Source organism: Candidatus Thiodiazotropha sp. LNASS1 (assembly GCF_964212655.1).
GTDB lineage: Bacteria > Pseudomonadota > Gammaproteobacteria > Chromatiales > Chromatiaceae > Thiodiazotropha.
This window is the reverse complement of the sequence record NZ_OZ156465.1, coordinates 281,582-304,471: the sequence shown is the minus strand read 5'-3', so window position 1 is coordinate 304,471 and position 22,890 is coordinate 281,582. Positions and strand designations below refer to the sequence as shown.

The window sequence follows — 22,890 nt, the reverse complement described above, 5'->3', positions numbered from 1 at the left end:
AGTCTCTGATCGAATCCATAAACAGCCCCATCACTGACTGATTATCATCAGTGACTGGTGCAAATAAGAACATAACCAGTATGAATGTCACTAAGGCATACTCCAGGGCGATGTGACCTGATTGTCTGCTTAGTATGTTTTTTTGATCAGCTACTCTCATTCATCTCTACCAGGTTGGCGATGATTATGGTCTTGCCATCATCTGCTTCAGTTACTGCAATATCACAATGCCATTGATCTCTCCTGAAGTAGAGTATCGTTGTTTTTGTCTTTTCACTTCCTCTAGCGTATTGCCAACCATCTGTATGCATGTTTTCACGATAATAGTCTCTATTTACATGCACGGAATAGTCATTGAAAAGCACCAGCGTATATGCAACCCTTCCCTTGTCAATCGATTCTGTATTTGATAAAAGCTGGGTACCTTGGATGCGAGGAAATTCACTTGACCACCGGTTCGGCTTTGTTGCACGAGAAATATCACTGACTGATATATAACCCTCAGTAGATCCCCGGTTTGATTTTCGCGCCTGCACGACAACGCTTTTATCTGTTTCCATCTTACTTAATACACGCCATTCTCCGACATTTTTTTCCAAATAGGCAGGCACGTTGTTCTGGTGTCTTGATATGTCTGACCAGCGCTGCTTGTAGAATGCCAACACTTCCGTTACCGAAGACTCTGTAGAAAACTGCTTCATCTGCAATGGCATTCCGTTTTGAACAACCTCGCCCACGTATATCACTGATGCAACTGGCGGGTCTGCAACATCGTGAATGTCATAAGCAAAGCAAGTACTGCTAAACGCTATAGAACACATTGCATAACGCCAGATATCGATGAATTGTTTTACATTAAATGCCACTTTAGTCTTCCGCATAGCGATCCATCGGTAACACATGAGGGTTAATATAACCAAACCCCCCATTGCTATCAGAATGAAGACCTTGAATATCCGCAAAGAAGGGTACAATGGTTGCCACACCAGCCAGCGCATCACCTACCGATTCCAGAGCTCCGGCCGGGACGAATGACCGTGAACGTCTTGCAGCTTGTGCAGGATCTCTGGCGTCCCAACTATCAGCATAGATTGTGTTTGAACGGGTAACACATGCTGCTATAGTTTCAGATTCCTGTCCATTACAGTCAACACCTGATGTCAAAATTGTATTACCAGCGACTTCAATCGATACCCGGCCAGTATATAAACCATTCTCCTCTATATCCCACTGACCACCTGTAATACTGGCAAGTGTATCGCCAATTTCATTGATCCCTGCTGAAAGCGTGCCCGCTATACTCTCGGGACGTTGGTTGCTGACTGCTGCATCAAAACCTCTGCCAAGTACCACAAGACGATTTTCCTCATCATCTTCATCATAGCCAAAGCCGCTCCAAAACGGGTTCTCAAACCCCTCATCGGTAAGTGCCTCACGGTCTGTTCGTATCTGTAGATCAGGACGAACAAAAAATCGATTATTGACTTCTGTCTCCAATTGCTCGATATCTTTGTAATGCGGCCCTGCAATCGTTTGTTCCCAAGCCAGATAGCGACTTGACTGAGCAGTCGTATGATTAATATCTGCGATCTTGCCCATCAGTGGAATACCTGTCAGCAGAGGCACCGTAACTGTTGCGATTAAGATCGTTTCAACAGTGGCATTTCCCTTCTGTTTCAATAATCGGCACTGTTTGATGGCTATCATTAGTGTTTCCTTTTGTTGATCAACTCGCATATACCAAAGCCGAATTGGTAATCACAAGAATGATGTGATTGCACTTTCCGCTGCCTCTTCAACAGCGTCCTCCAGTGCTTGCTGCAGTTGATCAGTCACCTGGTCGACAATCTCATCTTCAAACTGATCAACATATGCCTCTCCCTGTTGCTGAGCATACTGTTCAAGCATCTGTTCATACTGTCCGAGCTGTGTTTGTGCCGCCGTACTGACACCTTGTGAAATACCTTGCTGCAGGTCGTTTGCCACCAAATCTGTACTGTAATGCATATTTTGCAGTTGTGTGAGCTGTGAATCCACATTAACCAGCTGGTTCTCTAGTTCTGCGCGTCTTTCCTCATCCGTTGTGCTGCTTAATTGCGTTTGCAGTGACTCTTCAAGGTCAAGCAACCGCTGCAATCCTTCTTCTCTTTCTCCTATGTAATGCTGTACGCCCGCAGCAACACCGGATGCACCATCCGATAAGAGTGAAGGATCTCTCAATGCCCATGCCATGAATCGATTTGACGAAGGTGTTTCGGTCAATCTCACTTCCCAATATGGGCTGAACAAACTGGCAATTTCATATCTACCCCTTCTTCTTGACGGTATGTAGTCATCAGGTGGATGAAAAAAAAGTTCGCCGCTGGAAATTGCAGCCAAACCTTCACCGGCCATCTGGTCTTGCGTTCCGAACATTCCCTCACCTATGCCATTTCTCAGTTCTTCATTTGGCACAGAATCCGACCCTAGGCCGTCTATTTTCGATGCTGTTCGCACATGATTTTGCGGCAGTTCAACTTCGATACGCAAAGTCAATCGGGGATCGCGGTTTTCACGACTTAAGTCCTGCAAGTCATAGTAAGCCCTGATACCTTCATACTCTGCATCAAGTTCTTCCTTTTCCATATTGGCAAGCCTTTCTGCCCATCTGTTTTCTTGCATATAGCGGGGACAACCATCGTTAAAGAAATACCATCCCCACCAACTGCTGCTCTGGTATTGGCTATCGTCACATTCAAAATCACCATTGACATAACGAGAGCCCCACCCCAATGGAATTTCATCATGATCCCAGCCACATCCACGATGGTCACAGTCCCATACCTCTATGTGAAAGGAGAGTGTATCCTTACCTTTCCATTCCCATTCTAAATCACTTGCTGAACTGTTATTCTGAAATATATAACTGCTTGACGTTGACTCCTCGGATATAAAATTTGTCCTCCCCTCTTTTTTAACCCAAACGCGTACAATACCAAGATCCAGTCTATTTGGTGCGCCAGGCAACATGTCACCAGTTCGAAGATTCCTAGAACTGGTAAATTCATCCTTTGAGCGATTTACTACGTTTGCCTTGCGTAAAAGTCCATCGTTATCTTCATATCTCTCAGTAAAACTGTTCCAATTCACTCCATTTTGTCCCATACCGATAACCGCATAAGCTGTATCGACGTTGTAACGATCATCATTTCTCTCGACAACCTCTCTCACAATACCGGGTGTTGCAGCGAAACTTGCCAAAAATATTGCATGTTGTGACTGACTCAAAATACCATTGACAGTGTCAACAACAGGTATGAAGGCCTCAGCAATATTTACCATTACACCGTCAATCATCTCTGTTATCGATTCTGCCGCCTGGGTATAGGGTCTGATGATAGGAAACCAGGTACCGATGTAATCTATATTGCGGGCAACGATATATGCGTATTGAGTCCATGAGGTGAGACTCACCATCTGTCCGATTGAGACCTGGTTGGCAACCATCGCCCTATTTGTATAAGCCTGATAGTTGAGTGCGCGCGCCTGCCAAATAAGACCACTGTAAGCGGCGGCATCAGCTGTATTTACAAGGCGGGATTTTTCCGATGCGGTTTGGCCTGTGTTGAATAAAACCAAACCAAGCAGAATAGTGGACATAAGAAAAGCAATTCCCAGCGGCAGTGCTTGACCGGTTTCCTTGGATCGAAATATGTGAGTCATTGAACTACACCTAATTTCGTCCGATTTTTTCCATCAGAAATAGAAAAAACCGGACGACTACTACGATATTATGATCATTTTGCTGCAGCAATAGACCGATTAACCTCCCCCAGGCGCAGCTTCAGAATCATTATCATGGTAGTTGGTCATACTGTTGTTGGCCTCTGCCGCCATATCTTGCGATGCTTGACCCAGATCACCTGCAGCAGTTCGCGCATCCGCACCACTATTGCCACCAAGCTCCTGGCCAACACCGGCAATCTGTGTCTCAACGATCTGCCCGAAATAACCGAATGCGCCGATAGCGGCAATCGCTATGACGGCAACTATGATTATGTACTCGGTCATACCTTGACCAAAGTGTGATTTCCTTGCTGACTTATTAAGTTTTATAGACATATCAGTAGCTCCTTTAACAGCTCCTTGAATGAATGGTTCGATTGATAAAATATGTTTTCCTTCAAGATCTATTTATATATCCCAAGCAAATAGAGACACTTGATAAATGGACACCCTCCTTCAATAGTTAATCCTCACCAGTTATCTGCCAATCCATATTCCAACCTCATTCGACAAAATCCGGTAATGTCACCCTTCCGGTAATCAATTCTCCAATTGAAATCTGCTGCATGTCACTGGAAGGTTGGAAATATTTTCCTGAATCATCGATAAATGCAATATCTTGCAGCTCGCTTATTCGCCCATCCTGAAATTCCTGACGAATGACTACACCAAGCAGCGTACTGAAGTGTTGCAGATGTTGCTTGCCATCACCATCCAAGCAATGCCAGATACTCAGTTCCGAATCTCCGACCGCTCGAACGGATTGCTTCTCAGCCCTCATTCCATAGCAAGGCTCGTTTGCCAGAACACCTAACAGCGGCCTTTTCTCTCCTTCTATCACCCGCTCCGTTTCTTTAGTTTTATCGATTGGTAATTCAGTGAAGTAGTGTTGGACCGGGTTAATCAGCCACACCTGTTCAGTATGGTGGTTCTTGATCACTATAAGATCAGGTTCACCGTTCTGAACAGAAAGGCGTTCAGTGCGCATCCCCATAGGACTTAGATAGATTCTGGATTTACTGTATACGTCCGCACTATCTCTTCTGTATTCGACCAATACCGCACTGAATGGCTTGTTCGCGAATGCTTTCCAGCCCTTGGATGTCGATTCGATGAGATCAGCAGCATCGCATGCGAATACACAGGCAGATAAGACACATCCTGCTATCAACTGCATGCGTTCACCTGCATACATCCTGTTATGGTCCTTAGTCCTTGTTTACCAGGTGTAACTATTCGCTGTTCCATTACTGGTTGCGACTACATACTCGGTACAACTGACAAACTCTATGTAGCCGAAGGTCTGGTCAGCACCGGTAAAATTCAAACGTCCCGAACCAGGTCGTCCGTTTTCGCAACCCGTCGTGAACGGGATTTCCGTGGTTACATCAATATACCCATGAATAGGATCATAGATCCTGCCTGCTGCCGTATAAACCGAGTTACCATCATCTGTAACATTAATCTCAGTGACACGGTAACTACGGCCGTCGAAACCTTGGAAATCGGAAGACATGTTGCATCTGAAATTTGCGTCGCAAGCCACACGCCAGTTGATATCCGTTGATTGGCTGCTGGCTGATGACACCGTACCTGTCATGACATAGTCAAAGGCATTCGATTGTTTGGAATAGGTGTGCCGCACTCTCCCAGTGAAGGTGTAGATGTGCAATCCCTCGCCGTAACTGCAATTGTTCAAGGAAAATACGTTTACCCAGTGGTCAGTTTCTTCGGTAATTTCCTCGACTATCGCCTCTCCACCTTGAGTGCATACCTCTGCCGTGGTTTGCTGATGCATCTCTTCCGTTGGTTCATAGGATCTGGCTGCTGTGCCAGGAACAGAAAAGGGGGCACTGACACTCTCTTCCTCTACAACTTGCGCGATACCTGATGCAGCGGCAATAGCCAGATCCTTGGCGTTGGATTCATCGACAGTCGCTTGGGAATCCAATCCTGTGTAACCACTGTTCGAATTGTCAGCCGTTGAGTCGTTGTTGTTTGATTCACCCGTATTGACTGGATCGTCTGAGGAGCCTCCGCCCCCGCCGCATCCTTGCATTGCCAGCATCAGGGAGATCGATACCAGCACTATAACCTTTGAACTTCCTTTCATGTCCTTATATACCTCTGATACAACTTAGTCATTCCATTAATGACCATCCAATGATCGGGGAAAAAGATTAACGTTTAATACCCAGTTATGGGAACGCCTGATCGACTGTTAGAGGTACATTTCAGAAAATGACCACAAGATTATGTGAGCCAATTCACATAATTTGGCGATATATAGGATCTCTGTTGTGTAAATTTATTAAAAGCGGACGCTAATATCGGAATTTTTTTTGGATGCTCTAGTGGTGGGATGTCTTTCCAGACTGTGCGTTTCTGTCTTCAACATAGAGGCCGCTGAGTTGTTCAATCGTCTGCAGCCTCTTCATCCAATCTACGCAGAAATTCCAGCTTTTCGGCTATCCTGATCTCCATGCCCCGATCAACCGGATAGTAGTATCGATGGCCCGCTAAATGTTCCGGCATATAGTTTTCACCAGCAGTGTAGGCATTGGGTTCATCGTGGGCATAGCGGTAGGTCTTACCGTATTCGAGCTCTTTCATCAGTTTGGTGGGTGCATTGCGTAGATGCAGAGGAACCTCTAGGGAGCCGGATGTCTTGGCTTCGGTTAGGGCGGCATTCCATGCTGTATAAACAGCATTGCTCTTGGGGGCGCACGCCATGTAGACCACGGCTTGCGCGATAGCCAGTTCCCCTTCCGGGCTGCCGAGCCGTTGCTGGGTATCCCAGGCATTCAGGGCCAGCTGCAGGGCACGCGGATCCGCATTACCGATATCCTCCGAGGCCATGCGTACGACCCTGCGGGCGATGTAGAGGGGATCGCAACCGCCGTCGACCATCCTTGCCAGCCAGTAGAGGGCCGCATCCGGGGCAGAGCCCCTGACCGATTTGTGCAGGGCCGATATCTGATCGTAGAAGGCTTCACCGCCTTTATCGAAACGGCGCAGCGTACCGCCGGCCACCTCCGCCACGACCGTTTCATCGATCTCTCCCGACTCGGTCAGGTCGGCAGCTATCTCCAACAGGTTCAGTGCCCTTCTGGCATCGCCATCCGCCGCTTCCGCTAGCAGGGTGCGGGCCTTGTCACTGATATGAAACTCTCTTGCGCCAAGTCCATTGCCGGCATCTTTCAGCGCCAGGTCGATGATCTGTTTCAGTTCTTCATGTGTCAGCGCTTTCAGCACATAGGTGCGGGCACGGGAAAGCAGCGCATTGTTGAGCTCAAATGATGGATTTTCGGTGGTGGCGCCGATGAAGACCACGGTGCCATCCTCCACATGGGGCAGAAAGGCATCCTGTTGGGATTTATTGAACCGGTGTACCTCATCGATGAAAAGAACGGTCTGTCGTTGCGTCTGTTGTTTATAGAGCTTCGCCTGCTCGACTGAGGCACGGATCTCCTTGACACCGGACAACACTGCCGAGAGGCTGAGAAACTGTGCACCTGAGTGTTGTGCGATCATCCGTGCCAAGGTGGTCTTCCCCGTACCCGGGGGACCCCAGAAGATCATTGAATGGAGGCGGTCCTCCTGGATGGCCCGCCGCAGAGGTTTGCCCTCTGAGACAATGTGGGACTGGCCGATGAACTGTTCCAGGGTACGCGGCCGCATCCGGTCTGCGAGTGGGCGGTTCTCTCCGCCCCCGTTCCGGGCAAAGAGATCCTGATCGTTCATAGGTCACCGATCAGATCGATCATGGGCGGTGGCTTGAACCTGAACAAGGTGGCATCCAATGTGAGGTTGCGTTGGAGATTGTCGAACACGAAGCGGGTGGTCTGCCCGAAGTTGTCGATCATCTCCATACGCTGCAGATTATTCTCATTGAGGGCCAATCTTAAACTGGAGAATTGGGACTCTTTCTCTCTCGGCAGCAGTTCGACCCAACTCAATCCATCGGCTTCGCCCAGGTCATTGACCTGGAAATGCTCACTGATAGGGGCTTGGTCACTCAGCAATTGAGCCGGTGTACCTACCAATGCCGCCCGTTGACTGCGATGGGAGACCTGTTCCAACTCGATATCATAAAGCCAAATGCGATCGCCATCCGCCACGATCAACTGCTCACTCGGTGTCGTGTATTCCCAACGCAACAGGCCGGGGCGTTTCAGATAGAAGACACCATTGCTGGTATAGGCCTGGTCATCCTGTTGCAGTGTTTGCTCGAAGTCCGCCTGCAGGGTTGTGAGATCCTTGAGGAAGGCCTCCAGCTGTTGCGGACCGTTCAATGCCCACAAGGGTTGCACAACCCCCAAAAGAATCAGGGTACAAATGAGTTTCAGGCTTGTCTGCATACAACTATATTCTCAATCAGTCTTTTGGCGGTGGTGGCGCCAGTACGGTTCGGCTGCCATTGCTCTCCGCCGCTCCCACGATACCGGTACGCTCCATCTCCTCTATCATCCGCGCGGCCCGGTTGTAGCCGATCTTGAGCCTGCGCTGGACACCCGAGATCGAGGCCCGTCGCGTCTCCGTGACGATGCGTACCGCTTCGTCATACAGCGGATCGCTATCTTCCACATCGCCGTTCTCTGCCGGAAAACCGGGTACCGACTCAGTCGCTTCCTGGAGGATCTCTTCCAGATAGTCCGGCTCTCCCGCCTGTTTCAGGTGTTTCACCACCCGGTGCACTTCGTTGTCATCCACAAAGGCGCCGTGCATGCGCTGCGGGATATTGCTGCCGGTACCCATATAGAGCATGTCGCCATGACCCAGCAGGTGTTCCGCACCCATCTGATCAAGGATGGTACGGGAGTCGACCCTGGAGGAGACCTGGAAGGCGATACGGGTGGGTATGTTCGCCTTGATCAGACCGGTGATCACATCCACCGATGGCCGCTGTGTGGCCAGAATCAGATGGATACCGGAGGCACGCGCCTTCTGTGCCAGCCTGGCGATCAACTCCTCGACCTTCTTTCTCGCCATCATCATCATATCGGCAAGCTCGTCGATAATGACCACGATATAGGGGAGAGGTTCCAGGGTGGGATGCTCCATCGCCTCGATGATCTCGGTTGGCTCGGGCTGAAACAACGGGTCCTTGATCGGTTCACCCTTCTTGATCGCATCCTTGACCTTGCGGTTGTAACCGACGATGTTTCTCACACCCAGGCTGGCCATCAGTTTATAGCGCCGTTCCATCTCGCCGACACACCAGCGCAGGGCATTGGCCGCCTCCTGCATGTCGGTCACCACCGGGGTCAACAGATGGGGTATGCCTTCATAGACCGATAACTCCAACATCTTGGGATCGACCATGATCATCCGTACCTGATCCGGCTTGGCCTTGTAGAGCAGACTGAGGATCATGGCATTGATCGCCACCGATTTACCGGAACCGGTGGTACCGGCGATCAGCGCATGGGGCATTTTGGCCAGATCGGCGCACATCGGATTGCCGGCGATGTCCTTGCCCAGGGCGAGGGTCAACGGGGATTTCGCCGATTCGTAGGTCTCAGACTGGAGCACTTCGCTGAGAAAGACCATTTCACGATACTCATTGGGGATTTCGAGACCGATCACCGATTTACCGGGGATCACCTCCACCACGCGTACCGCAATGGTCGATAGCGCTCGCGCAAGGTCTTTAGACAAACTACTGATTTTGCTGACCTTGGTGCCCGCAGCGAGTTGCAGCTCAAACAGGGTGACCACCGGACCGGGGTGGACTGCAACCACTTGAACCTCGATATCGAAGTCGGAGAACTTCAACTCCACCTGACGCGACATTGCCTGCAGCGCTTCCGGTGAATAGGACTGCACCGTCTGCTTGGCCGGGTCCAACAACGCCAGCGGGGGCAGTTCACTGTTGGGATCGGCCTCGAACAGGGGCACCTGGCGCTCCTTCTCAACCCGCTCACTGGCTTTTGGCGCATTGATCACCGGCTCGATGCGTGGCTGCTTGCGTTTGACCGACTTCTTCTGCTCCTTCTTGATCAGCTCAACCCTTTCCTGGCGTGCCCGCTTCGCCGCCAGGTTTTCTCGCCAGTGAGTGTAGAAGCGTTGGGTCTTACGCATCACACCCAGCACCATCCCACCCAAAAAGTCCATCACGGTAAACCAGGAGACACCGGTGAACAGGGTAAAACCACTGAGAAACAGCGCCAGCATCAGCAAAGAACTGCCGGAGCGGCTAAAAGAGGCCTCAAAGTGGCCGCCAAGAAAATTACCCAGGGCGCCGCCCGTACCTGTAGGCAGAGTAGCCGCCAAATGGTTGGTGTGGAGTGCGGCCAGGGCACAGCCGGATGCCAGGGTGATAAAGAATCCCAGCCAACGCACCAGCACCAGATTCAGGTTGACGGAATCATCGGGATTGCGACGACGGAATACGAGTACTGCACTCCAGCTCAACATGATGGGAAACAGGTAGGCAAAAATCCCGAACAGGTAGAGAAAGACATCGGCAAACCAGGCACCGGCAGGACCACCGGAATTCCGTACTGAGATGGTAGGCCCGGTATAGGACCAACCGGGATCCAGCGGCGAATAACTGAACAGGGAGAGCAATAGATAACCACTGAGGCAGAACAGGCTCCACATGATGCCTTCACGCATAGCATGGCTGACGTGGCTGTGAAATGCACTCTGGTCTGATGCTTGTTGGCTTTTGGCCTGTGCTGGCATATCAATAATCTTTTTAAATTAAAATGTTACAGTTATTTATTATTGTAGTTTCATAAATACTGGTCACGCAAGGCCGGATAGATCAGCTCCCCCTTGGAGAGGTTGACCGCAGCCTTCAGGCACAGATCGTCCTGCCACCCCTCAAGCAGGCGTTTCAGATAGGGCATCATCGCCGCGGAGAGGGCTTGGCTGGCGCTCCTGGGCACCGCACCCGGCATATTCGTCACACAAAAGTGGGTCACCCCATCCACCTGATAGGTCGGCTCCTCATAGGTCGTCGGGCGGGTAGTCTCGATGCACCCGCCCTGATCGACTGATATATCCACAACCACACTGCCCGCCTGCATCGTCGAAATCTGTTGGCGTGAGATCAGATGCGGCGCTTTCGCACCGGGAATCAGCACCGCACCGATCAGCAGGTCGGCACTGGCAACCGCTTCGCTGATCGCATCCTGATAGGGATAGAGTGCAGTGACACTGTTGCCAAGTACCCGCATCGCGCCCATTTTCTCCCTTAATCGATCAAACACCGTGACCCGGGCACCCACGGCAGCGGCAAGTTGGGCGGCATTGCCACCCGCCTGACCGGCGCCCAATATCACCACATGACCCCGTTCCGCGGCTGGCAGGCCACCCAGCAACAGCCCCCTGCCCCCATGCTGATGGTGTAACAGGGTAACGCCATTCTGTACTGCAATTCGACCGGCTATATCACTCATCGGGGCCAGAATCGGCAACCTTCCTCGGTCCGCCACCGTTTCAAAGGCGATGCCGGTGACGCCTGAATGTAAGAGACGCCGGGTCAATCCCTCATCCGCTGCCAGGTGGAGAAAGCAGAACAGCAATTGCCCTTCCCGCAGCATTTCCGGCTCATTGTCATATGGCTCCTTGACCTTCACTACCAGTTCGGCCTGCTGATAGATCGTCTCTGCATCGGACACGATCTCCACCCCGGCCTTCTCATATTTCTGATCCGTGTAACCACTGGCGCTGCCCGCGCCCTGCTCCAGCATCACCAGATGCCCTGCCTTGACCAACTCGCCGCAGGCCTCAGGGACCAAACCTACCCGTCCCTCCAGGGGCTTGATCTCTTTCGGTATGCCGATTTTCATTACCATATTCTCTCGATTCTTTACCCCGGAGGGATGATTACGTAGTATTCCCGCAATCCTGATTTATGTCTTGGATGCGGGTCACCGATTAAGGACGCGCAAGGCCAAGTCTTATTTAATATCGCCTGCCACACAACAAGCCGGGGCAGGCCTGAGCTGGAGTAAGTATACATGAGCGAAACCAAGCATTGTCGCCTGCTGATTCTGGGATCCGGTCCCGCCGGTTATACCGCAGCGGTCTACGCCGCACGTGCCAACCTGAATCCTGTTCTCGTGACCGGTATGGAACAGGGCGGTCAATTGATGACCACCACCGAAGTGGACAACTGGCCAGGCGACAACGCCGGTGTGCAGGGACCGGACCTGATGGAGCGGATGCGTCTGCATGCGGAACGCTTCGACACCGAGATCATCTTCGACCATATCAACAAGGCGGAATTGGCTGAACGCCCCTTTCGCCTCACCGGAGACCAGGCGGTCTACACCTGCGATGCCCTGATCATCTGCACCGGGGCCTCCGCCAAGTACCTGGGAATGGAATCCGAGCAGGCATTTCGCGGTCGCGGTGTCTCGGCCTGTGCCACCTGTGACGGATTCTTTTATAAAAACCAGCGGGTCGCCGTCATCGGCGGTGGCAATACCGCCGTGGAAGAGGCGCTCTACCTGTCGCACATCGCCTCCGAAGTGGTTGTGGTGCACCGGCGCGATCAGTTCCGCTCCGAGAAGATACTGGCTGATAAACTGAAGAGCAAGGCAGCGGATGGCAATGTCACCATTGAATGGGATCATGTGCTCGATGAAGTACTCGGGGACCAGAGCGGGGTCACCGGCATGCGCATCAAGAATGTCAAAGACGGCGAGACCAAGGAGATCGATCTGCAGGGCGTTTTTATCGCCATCGGACACAGCCCCAACACATCGCTGTTCGAGGGGCAGCTTGATATGACCAACGGCTATTTACACGTTGCCGGGGGCCTGGAGGGTAACGCCACGCAAACCTCCATCCCAGGCATCTATGCCGCCGGCGATGTGATGGATCACGTCTACCGACAGGCGATCACCTCCGCCGGCACCGGTTGCCAGGCGGCACTGGATGCGGAACGCTTCCTTGATGCCTTGGAAGAACAGTCCTCTTAATATTAATGTCCGTAAATGAACGCTGATCAACGCAAACGGTTTTGTGTTGCGGTATCAGATATCTCAAGGCGTATTGTTTATCTGTTGGCTGTAAGTCTCGTACTGGCAAGCTGTACTCAGCTACCTCGAGGCATCCAGCCCATCAGCGGATTTGAAATCGACCGATATCTCGGCACATGGTATGAAATCGCACGCCTGGACCATCGCTTTGAAAAAGGCCTGAATAATGTCACCGCCAACTACGCATTACGAAAAGACGGCGGCATCGATGTCATCAACCGAGGATACTCCACCAAGAATAAACGATGGAAAGAGGCGCAAGGCAAGGCATACTTTGTCGATGACAAACAAAAAGGCCATTTACAGGTCTCGTTTTTCGGTCCTTTCTATAGCTCATATGTAATCTTCGAACTGGACAAGGGTGACTACCAATACGCCTTTGTCAGTGGATACAACCGTGATTATCTTTGGCTACTGGCAAGGAAACCCCGGGTGGATGAAGAGACTATTGAACGTTTTCTCGATCGTTCAAAATCATTAGGCTTTGATACTGATGAAATCATTTTTGTCACTCAGGATCGAGCCGACATCTTCCAGACTGGTCAAAAGCAATGTATACCTGACACTGTATGTGTATGTGCCCTATAACTGCGGATAAACAGATGATTTTGCAACGCTTCTATAACACCTAAGTCTATTGCTACACGGATGTCACTAACCAGGACTCCCAAGCTGACATGAATATCATTCATCCTCAGGTATAACTGATAATCAGCATCCTAATTGTGTCAACATCTGTTACTCATAATTCCGATAAGATTGTACAGACAACCTTACGGTCACTCCTGGGACCGTCGAACTCGCAGAAGAAGATATTCTGCCAGCGTGAAAGACCCAGTTTGCCATCGATAATCGGGATGGTCTCGGATGGCCCAACCAGGCCCGCTTTGAGGTGACTGTCCCCATTGCCGTCCTGGGCGTCGTGCAGCCAGACACCCTGCGGGATCATCTTGCGCAGCAGGTTGACCACATCGGTCTGCACACTCTGGTCCCAGTTCTCCTGGATCATGATCGCCGCCGTTGCCCCTTGCGCGTAGACATTCACCAATCCCTGTTCAATACCGCTGTGTGCCAGCACTCGTTCAACCTGGTCTGTGATATCGACCAAAGTCTCGCGTTTGTCGGTCTGCAAATGAATCGTCTCACCCATAGCCGTTTCTCACCCGCTGTTCGCTGAGATTAAATATCCCATCCAATGTTCCTGCTACCAATTTTGTCAGATAAAAGCCCGATGCCCGATTTCTACCGCGCAATCAGCTCTCCGTGAATAGAGGCTGTTTACAAGCTGCTCAGGTGGTTTAAGCATACAAGGCTTGGCGTCGATCTGTATTCTTGCAGCAACAGTCACCCGCTCATCACATTTTTCGGTACGCCAAATTGGCATATTTTTTTTCTTTTGATAACAAACGGTTATCAACAAGCGCATCAATCAACCAGACATTTTGTCAGGTTCAGCCATTAGCCGGCACGTATTGAGAATAACTATCGATAATATTTTTATCAAAATAAACAATAGGATATCGAATCAACTCGCATAATGGCACAGGGATTGCTGCTTCTGTTGAGATCGGCTTGCACGTCCGGCATAAAACCGCTGTAAAAAAATTAACGCGACTGCAGTATTCCGCTTTTTTTTTAACGACAAAACTTTACCGCTAATCGGTATAGCGGAATGTATTGACAGTCTTGAAACAGGCCAAGAGGTAATTCAGATGCTTAAAAGATGGATCATGCCGCTGCAAAAATGGCTGTTCGGAGTAACTGATAATCAACAGCACACCCGGTTGGACAGTTCAGATGAGCCGGATACTACCCGCAGACGTTTTTTCAAGCAGGCAGCCATCAGCACGGTGAGTGTCGCCGGCACCGCTGGACTGGCCAAGACTGTCGTTGATTCCATGCCTCAGCCCGACTTGCGACAGCAATATAACCAAGACGCCGTTAAGGGTGAAAATGAACTCCTGCAACGGGAATATGTGGTTATGACCGACGAGGAAAAGGACACAATGGTGCAGTCACTCGTCGATACCTATAACAAAGAATCCTGATCATCAAGAGATTGTTCCAGTCTATACGATAGCCACTCGATCTGAGGACAACCATGCCCAAACAAGAAGAGAGCAAAGAAAACGATAGCAAACCCACCACCCGCCGTGATTTTCTGCGCAGTGCGGGCAACTACACGGTGGCATCACTATCCGGCGCGGCGATGCTGCTGTCCGATCCCAAACCGGCGAAAGCGAATGTCACATGGGCGGAACATTTCCAGAAAAACTATCGGCTGATGACAGATGAGGAAAAAAAGGAGGCTATCGATCGCCTCGAAACCCGTTATTCAGAGGAATACGGTAAAAAAGTCATCGTCGACGATGCACCCTCAATGGAGGGTGTTTTGTTTGGATATGCGCTCAATATACAGAAATGCATCGGTTGCCGTCGATGTGTCAAGGCCTGCGTGGCGGAGAACAACCAATCCCGTGGCGACGAACAGCAGATCGAGTGGATTCGCGTGTTACGCATGGAAAAGGGAAATTTTACCGAGGCAGGCAGGGATCAACACGGTTACCCGGATGCATACGGCGTTCAGGTCGGCGGCAACGCCTACAAACCCGCGGGAGTGGTGCTGGAAGGCCAGCACTATTATGAACCGGAACAGGTGCCGGAAAAGGACGCCTTCTACTTTCCCATGCAATGCATGCAGTGTGAGAAACCTCCCTGTGTCAAGGTCTGTCCGGTACGTACCACCTATCGTGATCCCGACGGCATCGTGGTTATCGATTACAACTGGTGTATCGGCTGTCGCATGTGCATCGGCGCCTGTCCCTATTGGGCCCGGCGCTTCAATTGGGGCGAACCCAATCTGCCGAAGGAAGAGATGAATCCCAATACCCACTATCTTGGCAATCGCCCGCGTATGAAAGGTGTTGTCGAGAAATGCAGCTTCTGTATCCAGCGTACCCGCAAAGGCCGCTGGACCGCTTGTGTCGAGGTATGTCCTGTCGGCGCCCGCAAGTTCGGCAATCTTTTGGATCCGAACAGTGAAATCCGCAAAGTCCTGGCAAACAAGAAAGTGTTCCGCCTGCGGGCCGACCTCAATACCTATCCCAAGTTTTTCTATTTCATGGATTAAGGGGAGATCTCATGATGCGCTTTTTTCAATTCGTGGTCGATTTCCTGCGGGCAGGCTTCACCGGGGGCATCCTGTTCTGGTCCTGGATGCTTTTCCTGGCCTTTTTCATCATGCTCTGGGGATACGGGGAGTATGTCCAGATCGCCAATGGCATGATCGTCACCAACCTCAACGATCAGGTCAGCTGGGGTTTCTACCTGGCCAATTTCGTGTTCATGGTCGGTGTGGCGGCAGCTGCGGTAACCGTAGTATTTCCGGCCTATGTCTATAAACACAAAGAGTTGCACCGCATTGTGATACTTGGCGAAATGCTCGCCATTGCTGCGGTGGTGATGTGTCTGCTTTTCGTCGTTGCGCATATGGGTAGACCGGACCGCCTGTGGCATATCTTCCCGGTGATTGGCATTTTCAACTGGCCCCATGCCATGCTGACATGGGATGTTATCGTGCTCAGCGGTTACCTGCTGCTCAATATCATCGGCGGTTTCTACTACCTGTACAAAAAATATGCCGGCACTGAGGTCAACAAGGCCTTCTATCTGCCGATCGTCTATATCGCCATTGTCTGGGCATTGAGTATCCATACGGTTACCGCATTCCTGATCAACACCATGCCGGCGCGTCCGATGTGGTTCCACTCGATGATGCCGATCAAGTTCATCACCACGGCGTTTGCCGCGGGCCCTTCGCTGATCATCATCGTATTCCTTCTGGTGCGCCGTTTCACACCCATGAAGATTGCCGATGAGGCCTTCCACCTCCTTTCCCAGATTGTCGTCTGGTGTCTCGGCATAGCACTGTTTCTGACAATGTCGGAGATAGTCACTGAACTCTATCCCGCCACCGAGCACTCCCTGGGTCTGCAATATCTGATGTTTGGGCACAATGGCCTGAACAGCCTGGTGCCCTATTTCTGGACTGCACTATCCCTGATGGTGGGCTCATTCGTGCTGTTGCTGATACCCAGGATCAGAAAAAACCTGACTCTCCTGCCCATCATCTGTTTCGCTGCCTTTATCGGCATCTGGATCGAAAAAGGTATGGGCTTGATGCTGCCAGGCGTGATCCCGACACCCATTGGCGAGTTCGCAGAATATACACCGAGCCATATTGAACTCATGGTTGTCGGCGGTGTGTGGGCAATCGGTTTTTTCATGCTTACCTTCATGCTTAAAGGTGCGGTCGCGGTAATGCTGGGAGAAGTCCGATACCAAACACCGGTAAGCGAGCAACCTATTACAGGCGAACAGACCGAAGCAACAACTTGACCTTGTGACTCATGGATTGTGCGGACCATATCGATTTGGAGAAAAAACGATGACGAGCTATCGAAACCATCTGTTTATTTTGGGTCTCTGCTTGCTGGCGGTTATGTCGATCAAGTCCGCAATCGGCACTGAGGCTCAGGATGGCAACGAGTGCTTCGAAAGCCGGGACGGCATGTCACAGGTCATTTCACATGAAACAGCACCTGGGATGATGAATGTGAAATGCTCCCCCGCTACAGGTGGCGTGTTGTGGTGGGGAGACCCTTTCGAAGGCACTATCCCTATGGGTCACATGGATATAGAAGCGGATTACTTTCATGAAGAGGCTGTGGTGAAACCCCGTGAACCGCAAATTGACAGGAACAAACTGCTGACGATATGCAGTATGGCCTGCCACAACGGTGAATATGTTCCGATCCCGTACAACAAGGATCCCCGCCCGTTGAAGATGCATCTGGACATTATTCCTGACGCCATGAACCTCAAGCATGGCAAAGGAGGCGTCTGGTGTCTTGATTGTCACCACTTGGTCGACCGCACCAAGCTGATCGACAATTTTGGCTATTCGATCAGCTTCAATCAGCCGCAAAAACTCTGCGGCAAGTGTCACGGTCAGGTCTATCGTGCCTGGCGCGACGGAATCCACGGTAAGCGAATCGGCATGTGGGACAAGGGCGGCAAAAAACGCTGGTGGGTCTGTACTGAATGTCACAACCCGCATGATGTTGAACAGGCAGGGAGAAATTCCGGCTTTGCTCAATTGCGGCCGGAACCGGCGCCAAACCTGCCAAAGGGGATGACGAATGCGGATCACGAAAGGATGCACCATGGCCCAATCCAAAGTGAAGAACCTCATTAAAAATGACTGCATCACCAATATCCATATACAGCACAGGGCGTGATAAGGGATGTAAGAACTTATGCTCGTTCATTCACAGCGAGAGTAATGCTGATCAACGGAGAAGAGAACAGTGACAACCAGTTTCCAGAACAGAGAAAATGTCCGGCGACAGGCATTCGAATCGATCTGGGAAAGCCAGATCGATGCGGTGTTTTCAGATGTCGCAGCGGTCTATGACAAAGCCAACGACTTTGCCAGTCTCGGAACCCTGAATGGTCTGCGTCGCAGATTCATCGCCACAATTGACGTTTCACCTGGCCAACGGGTGCTCGATGTGTGCGCCGGAACCAATGTGATCGGTATCGACCTGCTGAAAAAAGAGCCGAACCTTGATATCTACGCAGTCGATCGCAGTGATGCCATGCAGAAAGTCGGCAGCGATCGTGCCGCACAACAGGGTTTCGATATTAAAGGACATATCTGCGATGTGCATCGGTTGCCATTTCCCGACAACCATTTCGACGTGGTGACTTTACAATATGCAACACGTCATTTGCGTGTCATCGATGTTTTCTCAGAGATCAATCGGGTGCTTAAACCCGGGGGACACTTCTATCATTTCGACATGCTGAGGCCAGCCAACAAAATAATTGAAGAGGCTTATTGCCTCTATTTGCGGGGATGTCTAAAAACGATTTCCTGGGCCATCAGAGTCGGACCGGAAGCGAGAAACTGCTGTGACTATTTTATTGATGCCATCCGTCTTTTCTACTCCACGGACGAGCTCTCTCGCCTGCTCTCTGAATTAGGTTTTTCAGACGTTATCGGCAAACCCCTGCTGGGCGGTACTGTTGCGATACACAAAGCGTGCAAGCTTTAGCGGAGGGGTCTCATCCACAATCGGTCACTGACACATGCGCAGTTTCTTCTTGGGTAATGACATTATGACAATTCATAACAGATTGATCACTTACATCGGCATCCTCGCCATCGCCCTGACGCCTTTTGCGGCACAGGCATTGGATGCGCCTGCTCTCTACCATGAACGTACTTGTATCGCATGCCACGGCGTAAACGGCAAAGAGCCGGTGATGGATGAATATCCTAAATTAGCCGGGCAACCACAACAGTATCTTTTGACACAGATGAAAGATATAAAAAACGGATCGCGATCGAATGCCCACTCAATGGCCATGAAAAATGTAATGCACCTGATCAGTGATGAGGAGATGTCTGTACTGGCAGAATGGCTCGCGAAGCTTCCCGAATAACCTTGTTTGCTGAATTCAAAGGGGGCAGATCGATGTGGTCAGCAACCCCAGGCCGCATCAACCAGAGAGGCGATCTGTTTGTAATAGGCATCGCGATCCATACCAAGCACGGTGGCACCGAATATTTCTGCATCGTTTGCAGTGGCAAGATCGCCATAGTTAACCAGCACCAATTGATAGAGAATGAGCGCGGGTATATCGTCGTGTCGATTTTTGTAATAACTGTGCAACAAGATGGTGTAGCCATCCTCAGGATTATCAGAAACAGGCTCTGTTTTTGCGAACATGCCGGGTTCGATACCTTCCGATACAAACCTGATCTTCACAGGATAGCGAACCGATTTTCTATCTTCGAGCATGTTGAGCACCGTCCGATAATCGATTTCGTCACCGTAACGGGTTCGTATCTCTTTCGCCTTTTCAAGGGCATGCTGCGAAACCGCACTGTGAATAACCTTTCCCGCTCTTTTTTTAACCTTGGGTGTTTGTTGCGCCATGACAATAATATATTTGCTGTGATAACCAAGGATAGCCTATGTCCGAATACTCACTGAAGTTTAGCGAAGATCCTATAGAGGAATCCAGACAACGCACCATCGATGAGATCCATCAATTTATCAGGTCAATGGATGGACGACCACTCGCAGTGGTGACCCTGGACAATGAGCAAAGCGATCTTTGGGACTCGGAAGGAACGATCGACTACCAGGATATCTATGGAAGACAAATCATCAGTCAAATATCGGACGGCTCCACCGAAACCCTGCTGATCCGTAATAATGAAGGGTTACCACTGGCGTTGGCGGCATTGAACAGTGTTGACGGCTGGCAGGGGATCGGCATCGAGAAGCGTTTGCGCTTTGAAGTGGCAAGGATGTTTCAGAATGATGAAACTGAATTCGAATGAACGAATACCTTCATACAATATTCCAGGCCGGGAGGTCATAAAGATGAATAAATCGAGTTATACTGCGTTATATCTTTGCGGTCTCATTGCAACTATTCCGATATCCAGCGCATATGCCGAAACCAATGACATAGACAGTGCCAACCTCTACCTCGCCAAGGCATGTGCGGGATGCCACGGTGTTGATGGCCGCTCACCTGTGGACCCATACTATCCGAAGATCGCTGGACAGAATGAAGGTTACCTCTACAATCAATTGCGTGACATGAAGAACGGCAGCCGCAGCAACAGCCAATCGAATATTATGAAGGGCATCATGACAGCCGTCAGCGAAAAGGAGATGCGCGCAATCGCAGCATGGCTTGCGAAACAGTAGTCATGAGGGGTACTGCACCCCGCATACCAGAGCCGGCAGCGGGAAGAGTGTTGATAGGCCTTAAGCGATTTCGCCGAAAAGATGTCGAATCGCTTTCCGATTGGTCCATGATGACGCCAAGCGAAGGGCTTGTGCATAGGAGACCCAGCGATATTCAGCATGTTCCTGCTGGTGAAGCCTGGGTTGCCGCCTGAAAGGCAACATCACCGCAAACCAGTGCTCGGTATTGGTGTGGGTGTTTGCCGCATAGCGTGAGCGCCAGGCGGGAAGGATGGGAAAGATCTCCTGACAGGCAAGATCGAACAAGGCCCCGCCGGCCATAATCCCGGTCTCCTCATAGAGTTCCCGACGCGCAGCCTGGGCGGCGGATTCTCCCCACTCCAGGCTACCGGTCACTGACTGCCAGAAATCCCCGGGGCGGGTTCGACGCAGCATCAATATGTCACCCGCTGTGGTATAGACCACAACCAGGACCGATTCGGGGCGTTTATTTGCTTTCTTCACTAACCGGTTTTCTAACCCGGATCGAGAGTTCCCGCAACTGATCGGCGCCCACTTCCGAAGGTGCGGCAGTGAGCAGGCATGCCGCTGTCTGGGTCTTCGGGAAGGCCATCACTTCCCTGATCGAGGCGGAGTCGGTCAGCAACATGACCAGACGATCGAGACCGAAGGCCAGACCACCGTGGGGTGGACAGCCGTATTGCAGGGCGGTCAACAGAAAGCCGAACTTCTCTTCGGCCTCATCTTCGCTGATCTCCAACAGCTCAAAGATCTTCTGCTGTACTTCCTGCTGGTGGATACGAATGGAACCACCACCCAGCTCAACACCGTTCATGACCATGTCGTAGGCCCGAGATTTACAGGCCCCGGGATTGCTCTCGAGCACATCGAGCTGATCCAGCTTGGGTGAGGTAAACGGGTGGTGCAAGGGTGTCCAGCGGTCGTGCTGCTCGTCCCATTCGAACATCGGGAAATCGACCACCCAGAGTGGCTGCCACTCACCCTGTAACAGTTCCAGGTCATGCCCCAACTTGACCCGCAGGGCTCCCAAGGATTCGTTCACCACATGACGCTTGTCGGCACCAAAGAATATCAGGTCACCGTCTTCGGCAGCGGTACGTTGCAGTATCGCTTGGGCGACTTCATCCGGGAGGAACTTGAGAATTGGCGACTGCAACCCCTCGACACCCTTGGCGATCTCATTGACCTTGATATAGGCCAGCCCCTTGGCGCCGTAGATCGCCACGAACTTGGTGTATTCATCGATCTTTTTACGGCTAAGGGAACTGCCCCCGGGCACCTTCAAGGCCGCCACACGGCCCTTGGGATCCTTCGCAGGACCGGAAAAGACCTTGAATTCGACCTCTTTCATCAGATCCCGCAGATCCACCAACTCAAGGGGCACACGAAGGTCGGGACGATCCGATCCATAGCGCTCCATCGACTCGTCATAACTCATGCGCGGAAAGGGATTCGGCAGATCCACATCCAGTATCTCTTTATAGAGTTGACGAATCATCTCTTCATTGAGCTGGATGATTTCATCCTCATCTAGAAAAGAGGTCTCTATATCGAGCTGGGTAAACTCCGGCTGCCGGTCGGCACGCAAATCCTCATCGCGAAAACAGCGCACGATCTGATAGTAGCGATCCATTCCCGACATCATCAGCAGCTGCTTGAAGAGTTGCGGTGACTGAGGCAATGCAAAAAAGGAACCGGGGTGGGTACGGCTGGGGACCAGATAATCACGTGCGCCTTCGGGTGTCGCTTTGGTAAGCATCGGTGTTTCGATGTCCAGAAATCCGCTATCATCCAGGAAGCGACGCAACACCTGGGTAACCCGAGCCCTGGTGCGGATCTTCTCCAGCATCTCGGGACGACGCAGATCGATGTAACGGTAGCGCAGACGTATCTCTTCCGAGGCGTTTTCATGTTCATCGAGCTGGAACGGCGGCGTTTCGGCACCATTCAGCACTTCCAGCTCCAACCCCAGGATCTCGATTTCGCCGGTGGGCAGATCGGGATTGACCGTACCTTCAGGCCTGGCCCTGACACGTCCTTTGATGCGCAGCACATATTCATTGCGCACATGCTCGGCGACACTGAAAACATCCGGCAGGTCGGGATCGTAGACCACCTGAACAAGACCTTCCCGATCCCGCAGATCGATAAATATGACCCCACCGTGATCCCGTCTTCGGTGTACCCAACCACAAAGTTCTACTTCCTGGTCGATATGAGAGCTGTTGATCTGTCCACAATAGTGACTGCGCATGGAATATTCCTGTGAGAATCCGCGATATTAATCCGGCAACCGGCTAAAAGGCGGGAAT

At 51.2% G+C, this 22,890-nt stretch carries 24 protein-coding genes; 10 read left to right on the top strand and 14 right to left on the bottom strand.

Translation table 11 applies throughout. The annotated features are described in order from the left end of the window. Window positions 1-146 precede the first annotated feature (146 nt). The 10 genes from AB8516_RS01210 to ald form a co-directional block, all read right to left on the bottom strand. Entirely contained in the window at window positions 147-866 is a 720-nt protein-coding gene (locus AB8516_RS01210) for a hypothetical protein (protein WP_369157284.1), read from the bottom strand. Window position 867: 1 nt separating this feature from the next. Then, complete coding sequence (locus tag AB8516_RS01205; protein WP_369157281.1) at window positions 868-1,707, bottom strand: hypothetical protein; 840 nt, start codon at window positions 1,705-1,707, stop codon at window positions 868-870. A 51-nt stretch (window positions 1,708-1,758) separates the two neighbouring features. Further along, the gene (locus AB8516_RS01200) at window positions 1,759-3,702 is read right to left on the bottom strand and encodes a pilus assembly protein TadG-related protein (RefSeq protein WP_369157279.1); all 1,944 of its coding nucleotides are present in this window, start codon (window positions 3,700-3,702) and stop codon (window positions 1,759-1,761) included. 99 nt (window positions 3,703-3,801) lie between these two features. After that, the gene (locus AB8516_RS01195; protein WP_369157277.1) at window positions 3,802-4,101 is read right to left on the bottom strand and encodes a pilus assembly protein; all 300 of its coding nucleotides are present in this window, start codon (window positions 4,099-4,101) and stop codon (window positions 3,802-3,804) included. A 166-nt stretch (window positions 4,102-4,267) separates the two neighbouring features. Then, complete coding sequence (locus AB8516_RS01190; RefSeq protein ID WP_369157275.1) at window positions 4,268-4,942, bottom strand: hypothetical protein; 675 nt, start codon at window positions 4,940-4,942, stop codon at window positions 4,268-4,270. A gap of 42 nt (window positions 4,943-4,984) precedes the next feature. Next, window positions 4,985-5,878 (bottom strand): hypothetical protein, encoded by an 894-nt coding sequence (locus AB8516_RS01185; RefSeq protein WP_369157272.1) that lies wholly within the window; start codon window positions 5,876-5,878, stop codon window positions 4,985-4,987. A gap of 302 nt (window positions 5,879-6,180) precedes the next feature. Beyond that, window positions 6,181-7,509, bottom strand: coding sequence for a replication-associated recombination protein A (locus AB8516_RS01180; RefSeq protein ID WP_369157270.1), 1,329 nt, complete (start codon window positions 7,507-7,509; stop codon window positions 6,181-6,183). Beyond that, window positions 7,506-8,126: an outer membrane lipoprotein chaperone LolA gene (gene lolA, locus AB8516_RS01175; RefSeq protein ID WP_369157268.1), complete on the bottom strand. Its 621-nt coding sequence runs from the start codon at window positions 8,124-8,126 to the stop codon at window positions 7,506-7,508. Before lolA ends, AB8516_RS01180 begins: the two co-directional genes overlap by 4 nt. 16 nt (window positions 8,127-8,142) lie before the next feature. Next, the gene (locus AB8516_RS01170) at window positions 8,143-10,386 is read right to left on the bottom strand and encodes a DNA translocase FtsK (protein ID WP_369163214.1); all 2,244 of its coding nucleotides are present in this window, start codon (window positions 10,384-10,386) and stop codon (window positions 8,143-8,145) included. Between the two features lie 119 nt (window positions 10,387-10,505). Next, entirely contained in the window at window positions 10,506-11,567 is a 1,062-nt protein-coding gene (gene ald, locus AB8516_RS01165) for an alanine dehydrogenase (RefSeq protein WP_369157266.1), read from the bottom strand. A gap of 171 nt (window positions 11,568-11,738) precedes the next feature. On the opposite strand from ald, the gene trxB reads away from it, so the two are divergent. Then, complete coding sequence (gene trxB, locus AB8516_RS01160; RefSeq protein WP_108290618.1) at window positions 11,739-12,704, top strand: thioredoxin-disulfide reductase; 966 nt, start codon at window positions 11,739-11,741, stop codon at window positions 12,702-12,704. Between the two features lie 15 nt (window positions 12,705-12,719). Next, window positions 12,720-13,352: a lipocalin family protein gene (locus AB8516_RS01155; RefSeq protein ID WP_369157263.1), complete on the top strand. Its 633-nt coding sequence runs from the start codon at window positions 12,720-12,722 to the stop codon at window positions 13,350-13,352. A 154-nt stretch (window positions 13,353-13,506) separates the two neighbouring features. On the opposite strand, the gene AB8516_RS01150 is transcribed toward AB8516_RS01155, so the two are convergent. After that, a complete protein-coding gene (locus AB8516_RS01150) occupies window positions 13,507-13,914 on the bottom strand; it encodes a secondary thiamine-phosphate synthase enzyme YjbQ (RefSeq protein WP_369157261.1) in 408 nt (135 codons plus the stop codon). A gap of 562 nt (window positions 13,915-14,476) precedes the next feature. Between AB8516_RS01150 and AB8516_RS01145 the strand changes: the two genes are divergently transcribed. The 6 genes from AB8516_RS01145 (at window position 14,477) to AB8516_RS01120 (ending at window position 19,274) form a co-directional block, all read left to right on the top strand. Continuing rightward, window positions 14,477-14,812, top strand: a complete 336-nt coding sequence (locus AB8516_RS01145; protein WP_369157259.1) for a hypothetical protein — start codon at window positions 14,477-14,479, stop codon at window positions 14,810-14,812. A 53-nt stretch (window positions 14,813-14,865) separates the two neighbouring features. Beyond that, entirely contained in the window at window positions 14,866-15,894 is a 1,029-nt protein-coding gene (locus AB8516_RS01140; protein WP_369157257.1) for a 4Fe-4S dicluster domain-containing protein, read from the top strand. Window positions 15,895-15,905: 11 nt separating this feature from the next. Continuing rightward, entirely contained in the window at window positions 15,906-17,162 is a 1,257-nt protein-coding gene (dsrP, locus tag AB8516_RS01135) for a sulfate reduction electron transfer complex DsrMKJOP subunit DsrP (RefSeq protein WP_369157255.1), read from the top strand. A 49-nt stretch (window positions 17,163-17,211) separates the two neighbouring features. Continuing rightward, window positions 17,212-18,021 carry a hypothetical protein gene (locus AB8516_RS01130; protein WP_369157253.1) on the top strand — a complete coding sequence of 270 codons (810 nt, stop codon included), beginning with the start codon at window positions 17,212-17,214 and terminating at the stop codon, window positions 18,019-18,021. 112 nt (window positions 18,022-18,133) lie between these two features. Beyond that, a complete protein-coding gene (locus AB8516_RS01125) occupies window positions 18,134-18,883 on the top strand; it encodes a class I SAM-dependent methyltransferase (RefSeq protein WP_369157251.1) in 750 nt (249 codons plus the stop codon). A gap of 64 nt (window positions 18,884-18,947) precedes the next feature. Next, the gene (locus AB8516_RS01120; RefSeq protein ID WP_369157249.1) at window positions 18,948-19,274 is read left to right on the top strand and encodes a cytochrome c; all 327 of its coding nucleotides are present in this window, start codon (window positions 18,948-18,950) and stop codon (window positions 19,272-19,274) included. Window positions 19,275-19,312: 38 nt separating this feature from the next. Here the strand turns inward: AB8516_RS01120 and AB8516_RS01115 are convergent, their stop codons facing one another. Next, window positions 19,313-19,771 (bottom strand): hypothetical protein, encoded by a 459-nt coding sequence (locus AB8516_RS01115; protein WP_369157247.1) that lies wholly within the window; start codon window positions 19,769-19,771, stop codon window positions 19,313-19,315. Between the two features lie 38 nt (window positions 19,772-19,809). Between AB8516_RS01115 and AB8516_RS01110 the strand changes: the two genes are divergently transcribed. Further along, on the top strand, window positions 19,810-20,181 hold the full coding sequence (locus tag AB8516_RS01110) for a hypothetical protein (RefSeq protein WP_108290636.1): 372 nt from the start codon (window positions 19,810-19,812) through the stop codon (window positions 20,179-20,181). 43 nt (window positions 20,182-20,224) lie between these two features. Further along, window positions 20,225-20,557, top strand: coding sequence for a cytochrome c (locus AB8516_RS01105; protein WP_369157244.1), 333 nt, complete (start codon window positions 20,225-20,227; stop codon window positions 20,555-20,557). Between the two features lie 60 nt (window positions 20,558-20,617). On the opposite strand, the gene nudB is transcribed toward AB8516_RS01105, so the two are convergent. Both nudB and aspS read right to left on the bottom strand, forming a co-directional pair. Beyond that, complete coding sequence (nudB, locus tag AB8516_RS01100) at window positions 20,618-21,061, bottom strand: dihydroneopterin triphosphate diphosphatase (protein WP_369157242.1); 444 nt, start codon at window positions 21,059-21,061, stop codon at window positions 20,618-20,620. Further along, window positions 21,045-22,832 carry an aspartate--tRNA ligase gene (aspS, locus tag AB8516_RS01095; protein ID WP_369157240.1) on the bottom strand — a complete coding sequence of 596 codons (1,788 nt, stop codon included), beginning with the start codon at window positions 22,830-22,832 and terminating at the stop codon, window positions 21,045-21,047. The genes nudB and aspS overlap by 17 nt, the downstream gene beginning before the upstream one ends. Between the last annotated feature and the right edge of the window lie 58 nt (window positions 22,833-22,890).

Bases quoted from the DNA above. Each gene is read 5' to 3' on its own strand.
- dsrP (WP_369157255.1), top strand. From the start codon at position 15,906: ATGATGCGCTTTTTTCAATTCGTGGTCGATTTCCTGCGGGCAGGCTTC.
- AB8516_RS01180 (WP_369157270.1), bottom strand. From the start codon at position 7,509: ATGAACGATCAGGATCTCTTTGCCCGGAACGGGGGCGGAGAGAACCGC.
- aspS (WP_369157240.1), bottom strand. From the start codon at position 22,832: ATGCGCAGTCACTATTGTGGACAGATCAACAGCTCTCATATCGACCAG.
- ald (WP_369157266.1), bottom strand. From the start codon at position 11,567: ATGAAAATCGGCATACCGAAAGAGATCAAGCCCCTGGAGGGACGGGTA.
- AB8516_RS01205 (WP_369157281.1), bottom strand. From the start codon at position 1,707: ATGATAGCCATCAAACAGTGCCGATTATTGAAACAGAAGGGAAATGCC.
- AB8516_RS01155 (WP_369157263.1), top strand. From the start codon at position 12,720: ATGAACGCTGATCAACGCAAACGGTTTTGTGTTGCGGTATCAGATATC.
- AB8516_RS01170 (WP_369163214.1), bottom strand. From the start codon at position 10,386: ATGCGTGAAGGCATCATGTGGAGCCTGTTCTGCCTCAGTGGTTATCTA.
- lolA (WP_369157268.1), bottom strand. From the start codon at position 8,126: ATGCAGACAAGCCTGAAACTCATTTGTACCCTGATTCTTTTGGGGGTT.
- AB8516_RS01185 (WP_369157272.1), bottom strand. From the start codon at position 5,878: ATGAAAGGAAGTTCAAAGGTTATAGTGCTGGTATCGATCTCCCTGATG.
- AB8516_RS01130 (WP_369157253.1), top strand. From the start codon at position 17,212: ATGACGAGCTATCGAAACCATCTGTTTATTTTGGGTCTCTGCTTGCTG.
- trxB (WP_108290618.1), top strand. From the start codon at position 11,739: ATGAGCGAAACCAAGCATTGTCGCCTGCTGATTCTGGGATCCGGTCCC.
- AB8516_RS01190 (WP_369157275.1), bottom strand. From the start codon at position 4,942: ATGCAGTTGATAGCAGGATGTGTCTTATCTGCCTGTGTATTCGCATGC.
- AB8516_RS01200 (WP_369157279.1), bottom strand. From the start codon at position 3,702: ATGACTCACATATTTCGATCCAAGGAAACCGGTCAAGCACTGCCGCTG.
- AB8516_RS01120 (WP_369157249.1), top strand. From the start codon at position 18,948: ATGACAATTCATAACAGATTGATCACTTACATCGGCATCCTCGCCATC.
- AB8516_RS01195 (WP_369157277.1), bottom strand. From the start codon at position 4,101: ATGTCTATAAAACTTAATAAGTCAGCAAGGAAATCACACTTTGGTCAA.
- AB8516_RS01145 (WP_369157259.1), top strand. From the start codon at position 14,477: ATGCTTAAAAGATGGATCATGCCGCTGCAAAAATGGCTGTTCGGAGTA.
- AB8516_RS01110 (WP_108290636.1), top strand. From the start codon at position 19,810: ATGTCCGAATACTCACTGAAGTTTAGCGAAGATCCTATAGAGGAATCC.
- AB8516_RS01150 (WP_369157261.1), bottom strand. From the start codon at position 13,914: ATGGGTGAGACGATTCATTTGCAGACCGACAAACGCGAGACTTTGGTC.
- AB8516_RS01105 (WP_369157244.1), top strand. From the start codon at position 20,225: ATGAATAAATCGAGTTATACTGCGTTATATCTTTGCGGTCTCATTGCA.
- AB8516_RS01140 (WP_369157257.1), top strand. From the start codon at position 14,866: ATGCCCAAACAAGAAGAGAGCAAAGAAAACGATAGCAAACCCACCACC.
- AB8516_RS01115 (WP_369157247.1), bottom strand. From the start codon at position 19,771: ATGGCGCAACAAACACCCAAGGTTAAAAAAAGAGCGGGAAAGGTTATT.